We start from the raw sequence: 6,036 nt of genomic DNA on the forward strand, positions 1-6,036 counted from the left end.
AAAAAAAAATCTCATCTTGGGAGATGAGAAATATAGACTACTTTGAAAGTATTAAGCTACTTTTTAGTTCAATATTTACTTTGAAGTAATTTGCATTACTAAAAGTTAACTGAGTAAATATTGCTAGTTAAACACGGTTAACCTTGGTTACGGCTGCTGATTTCCCTGTACGTTCATTAATGATTGTAATCCAGTTGTCATCTTCATCGATAATCACCGTAACCGTATCTCCAACTTCAGAGCCAATACGACCTGTATAGTAAACATCATATACGTTGCCAGTAGCAGAACTCTTGATGTAGATTGAGTCACTCCAAATTTTCGTAACAGTAAAGGCTTGTCGAGATTGAGCAATAACATAGGCAGGTGTATTCTGGAACGAAAGTTCTGTTGTCTGAGAAGGAGAGATCCCAACAGAATTAGCTAGTGCTGATAACGGAACCAATGAAGTAGAAAGGGTAGCTGCTAAAAAAGTAGAAACTGTTGCCAATTTGAGATAAAACATGGAAGTCTATACTCCTTGTTGGAGTGTTATGATTGTTTCTACTTCTTTATCGGGAAAGGTTATGCCGATTATGCAAAAGAGGATAGTGGGTAAAAAAGTCCCACAATTTTCATTGTTTGATCTCAACTCTCTGTTATTTGAATAAATTCTCTTCTCGATCTCAATGCAGAAATGCGATCGCTTACAACTTAGAATTAGTATTAACATCACAAACTTTTAATTTCTGTTTTTCTTCAGGATGAGTTATGAAATATTCTTTTAACCAATCACATCCTGCTGCTAATAAACCATTTAAGTCTTTTTCTAAACGCCAAATGAAAACTTTTCTGCCACCTGTAGCTATAGATTTACCATCAGGGGAAAACACAATCTGACCTTGGCCTTCTTCTGGAACTGTATATTTAGCAATCTGTTTTCCCTCTATACTCCAGACACTTAGTTCATTAAGATGACCTAAAATTGCGATTTGTTGGCTATTTGGACTAAAAGCTAAACCATTGGGAATTTGTTGTAATTTAATTTGATTAACGAGTTTGCCCGAAAAATCCCAGATTTTGGCAGTATAATCTGCTCCAGTTGTTACTATAAATTTGCTATCAGGGCTAAAGAATACATTCACAATTATAGCTTGATGGTTAATCTCAGTTAGTTTCTTTGTCTGAATATCCCTTAATGATAAATCTTGTGTTCCCTGATCCCATGATGCTAAATATTGACTATCAGGGCTGAATTTTGCATTATTCCCTAGAAAAAGTCGCCAATTGCTTAGATCCAATATAAATTTTTCTCTAAGAACTGTTTTTTCTACGATATCACCCTTACGATTTTTGACTTTAAGTTTTACAGAAGTACCAGAGTCTCCTTTGAGTAATGATTGAAATTGCCAGATTTCTTGAAATTCATCCACCTTACGGCCATCTATTTCCAGAATAACATCCCCACTTTTTAAACCTGCTTTCATTGCTGTAGAATTTTGCCAGACTTCGAGTATTTCTACTCCTGACTCATTGAACAAATTTTTCTCTACTTTATCACCAAGTAAAATTGCTACGAACGGGATTTCTTTTCCTTTTAATGAAGATTTTGCCTTAATATCTAAAGGATTAAGTAAATTTCCTTCACTATCCCAAAGTTTACCTATACCTGATGAAATTGTCAAAATATATTTACCATTTGGGCTAACTAATACTTGACCTACTATTGGATGAGCAGAATTATTTTTTAATGGCTTGACTTGTTGTGTAGAGAAATCCCAAAAATGTACAGAACTAAGATAATCATCAAGATTGAACCCGATTGTAGCTATCTGGCTACCATCCCCATTAGAACTATAACTGATATCAGCCACATATTTACCCATCAACCAAGTCTTTAATACCATTTCCGATGAACCAATATTTGCTTCAAGTTGAGAAACTAAATTACCTTTTAAATCAAACTTTTGGATACTATTGTTAGTGACAATAACGATAGATTTTCCATTTGGAGTTATACTAGCAAAATTATTAATCTCTTTTGTAAATTGTGTGTATTTTACTAAATTTTTGCCTAAGTTAATCCTTCTTTTTTCTTGTTTTTCTAAATTCCAAATATCTAAGAAATTATTAAGTTTATCGATTATTATAAGTTTTTTACCATCTGCACTATATTGGAAATGGATCAGACTTGAGATTTTAACGTTATTATTTTCTACTTCATAGCTTACTGGTAATTCTATAAATTTTTGCTGAGTCATTAATTTTACTGAATTAGACTGGATATTACTCAAAAAATTAATTCCATTCATCCCAGAAATAGCAATTATTTTACTGTCAGGACTATAGCTGAAGTTGTAACCCGATGCTGCATTTATTGTTAATTGATCAATAATTGTTCCTGATAAAGCATCATAAAGTTTAACTCCTCCAAAATCAATACCAACCATAACAAATTGTTTGCCATCGGGACTAAACCCCACATCACTAGAAGCAATATTTGAATTAGAATAAATAGGTAAAAGACCAAAATCAGTAACTTTTCCATCTGATAAGTTCCAAAGCCTAGTACCTGCCATTGGAGTTTTTTGTGGAGTAATATCAACACCTAAAGTTAATAATTTCTTTCCATCAGGACTGATATCTATTTTGACCACTTGATTAGTATTAGTTCTCAACTCTCTAGTCTTTTGCAGCGTTTGTAAGTTCCAAAATTGTACCAAACCCACAGCATTTCCTATAATAATTTCTTCACCATTTGGAGTGAAAGCTATACTCCATATAGTTCCGCCACCATCTGTTACTAATTTTTTAACCTGTTTACCTGCTAAATTAAAAAATATTACTTCATTATGACGATTTGATGTGACAGCAATATATTGATTATCGAGGCTAAATTTGACTGAATTAAATAAATCAAAAAGAGGAGTATGCAAGAGTTCTTTACCAGAAATATCCCAAATATTTAGTTTTCTATCTACTCCACCTAAACTGCTACTTATGTTGCTAATAGTAGCAATATATTTACCATTAGGGCTAATTGCAAAATCATAAATTTCTTCGCTATCGGAGTGTTCTAATTCAGTTACTTTTTGACCAGCTAAATTCAAAATAATGACTTTATTGTCATCCCTAACCAAAGAAACAATATGCTTGCCATCAGGAGTAAAAATAACTTTATCTATACCATCAGTATCACTCTGAAACTTATTTTTTTCTCGAATATTTTGAGTAATAGTCTCTAAAGCCGAGAAAGGACTTATGGTCGGATAATTCGCTAACGGTTCACCTTCTCTAACTAACTGTTTCAACTGTTGTCCGGCTTCCATTGCTATCATTAACGCATTAATTCCCCCTTCTCCCGACTGGAATTGATTTAATGCTAAATTACTCAAACTATCCACTTCATTAATTAAGCTTTGTCGTTCAGCCCGTTGCCATTGCCAAACAGCCCCCACAGCTAATAACGAAACTGTTACTAAACCCCCTGTTAATCCAAAGATAATTCGGCGACGGTTGCGATCGCGTTGTTCTTTCTCTCGCTCTTGAAAATCCCAACTCAACTGAATAAAATTTCTTTCATTTTCGTTGAGTTTCTCTGAATGATTTTCTAACTCTTTTTTCGCATTCAATAATGGAACACCACGCAGTAAAGCCCCCTGATCTTGACCTGTTGCTTGCCATTGTCGCATTGATGTTCGCAACTGTTCCTGCCAAATGCGAAACGCCCGCTCCTTTTTCATCCACTCCCGTAAACTTCCCCATTCTCGAATGAGTGCCTCATGGACAATTTCCACTGTTTCCTCATCTATCGCCTCATTTCGTCCCGTCACCACCAAACGCGCTGACTCATCTGCCAACTTCCTGACTAAACCCCAATTTCCCTCCCTAATTTCAGTACGAGTTGCCAAACGGCGGGTATCCTCCGTTCCTTCCCCTGGACGTACCAATTGCAGAAATATTTGTTGTGCCTGTTTCTGCTCATCCTGACTTAAGTCCTCATAAACGGCTTTAGCGTGTTTAGCTAACGCCTTTTGCACCCCTTCAATTTCACTATAAGCACTATGAGTTAATTTTCTATAGCGCTGTTCTTTCCATAACTGAGTTAAAGCAAACTCTAGTAAAGGTAAATTGCCAGGTTCTTGTGCAATATCTTCTAAAATACGCTGTGTCAAACCTGACTCTAATTTCACTTCATAGCATTCAGCAGGTTTTTCAATCGCCGCCTGTAATTCTTCATCAGCCATTGGCCCTAACAATTGGGGGGTAAAACGATCAACCGCATCTCTAAAACGGCGATAGGAAAGCACTGATCCATAAAAGTCAGCCCGCAACGTAAAAACAAAGGTAAAATCAAGGGGAAGTTTTTCAGCAAATGCCTCGACTGCACTCAGTAACTCATCCAAAAAACGCTGCTGTTCTTCATCCTGAGAAAGAGTGTATAACTCCTCAAATTGATCGCCAAGTAAAAGAAATCGCTTCCCTGGATTTTTTTCGACAATTCGACTAACAACACTTGCTAAAATCACTCTTTTCTCTCGCAGAGCTTTTGCTAATTCTTCTGCTTTTATCGCTTGTTCAACTTCTCCTAACTGTGGTTCTAAAAAGCGAACCAGAACAGCAGCTAATTCATTAAAAGGCAAACTTTTAGGACGAAAAGAACCGATTAACCAATTTCCTTCTGCCCTTAACTGCGGTATCATTCCAGCAAACACCACCGATGATTTACCGCTCCCCGAAGGCCCAATCACACCCACTAACGGCTGTTTTTTTACGGCTTTTACTAAGGAATTTTTAAACACTTCTCGCCCAAAAAAGAAAGGAGCGTGTTCTTCCCGAAACGCTGATAATCCCCGATAAGGACATTCAGAAATCGGCTGTTCGATGCGAGCGCAAACTCCTCCCAAACTTTCCCAAGTTGGCGGTAATTCTGCTGGATGCTGACAAATGACGGGCAACCAAGTTGCACCGGGAAACCTCTTTTCAATTCCTCCATCCTGTAACCTTTCCCGTGCTGTTCGCACTGCCAAATATAAAGACTGACCTTCGGCAAATGCACTTAGAAAATACTTCAAAAAATCTTGAGCTACTTCATCAGGAACCCGTTCTCGCATCACAATAATTTGCCCAATTTGTAAATCTTCTAATTCATTTGCTAACCCTAACCCATCACAAGAATTAAAAATAGCCAGCTTTAAACCCCGTTGAATCGCTTTCCTTAAACCATTCTTCAAATCACTAATTTTAAGCTTTTCATCAGGATTAATATTAATCTCTCCTGTTTTTTCCTTCGTTTGACTATGCCCTGCAAAAAATAAAATATCCCAATCCTGTTCCCAAAGCTGATCATTAATATCTTGGCGTTTCGGTTTAACTAAAAAGACAATTTCTGTTTCTGGTAATCTGGAAAGAAATTCTCGGTCTGCTTCCAAGTTGATTCCTTCATCATCTCCCAAAATGGCTAAAATTCTGACCTTTTCCTTCGCAATTGTTGTTTTTTGCTGTTGGTCATATTCTGGGGTACTGACTGCTATTTCAGCTTTAGGATAAGACTGAGAATCAAAAAAGTCCCACAGGTGCCAAGGAAGTCGTCGCAGTTCCAAATTATCTGTTTGAATAATCACCCGAATCGACTCATTGGAGTCGAGTTTAGAAAGCATCCGTTCTTTAATCGGGCGAAATGGCTCAGAATTGAGCCACGTCTTAAGAGTATCGGCTAAGATTTGAGCGCACTTGCTGCACTCAGTAATCACTTGGGATGAATTTGTTACCTGTGAAGCTGGTTTCTTCAACCCTCGTTGAAACTTAAAGATATTTAGAAAAGCTTTTCGCCAGTTGCTATAACGTAGAGGGATTTCTGGGGCAGGGGGTAACTGACCGGAGAGTTCCACCGAAGGGCGAGTGCCTTCTAATGCAATTTGCAGAGTGACTGAAAATCCTTGTTCCCAATCACCGTCTCCAAATTTTAGGATAACTAATTTATCCATGACCGCACCTTAGATGCTTGTTGTGATTTCAGATTACAAAATCTGCTGCAAGTGAGGCATCCCCTGAAGC

General features: G+C 37.1%; 2 protein-coding genes. Both read right to left on the reverse strand.

The genetic code is table 11. From position 1 onward, the window contains the following. Positions 1-127: 127 nt before the first annotated feature. Positions 128-505, reverse strand: coding sequence for a hypothetical protein (locus PL9214_RS03025; protein ID WP_072717379.1), 378 nt, complete (start codon positions 503-505; stop codon positions 128-130). Positions 506-686: 181 nt separating this feature from the next. Further along, a complete protein-coding gene (locus PL9214_RS03030; protein ID WP_072717380.1) occupies positions 687-5,966 on the reverse strand; it encodes an nSTAND1 domain-containing NTPase in 5,280 nt (1,759 codons plus the stop codon). Positions 5,967-6,036: the final 70 nt, after the last annotated feature.

The sequence above is a fragment of the Planktothrix tepida PCC 9214 genome (assembly GCF_900009145.1).
Classification (GTDB): domain Bacteria; phylum Cyanobacteriota; class Cyanobacteriia; order Cyanobacteriales; family Microcoleaceae; genus Planktothrix; species Planktothrix tepida.

What these genes read in the sequence shown, in the direction of transcription:
- PL9214_RS03025 (WP_072717379.1), bottom strand. Translation starts at nt 505, where the DNA reads ATGTTTTATCTCAAATTGGCAACAGTTTCTACTTTTTTAGCAGCTACC.
- PL9214_RS03030 (WP_072717380.1), bottom strand. Translation starts at nt 5,966, where the DNA reads ATGGATAAATTAGTTATCCTAAAATTTGGAGACGGTGATTGGGAACAA.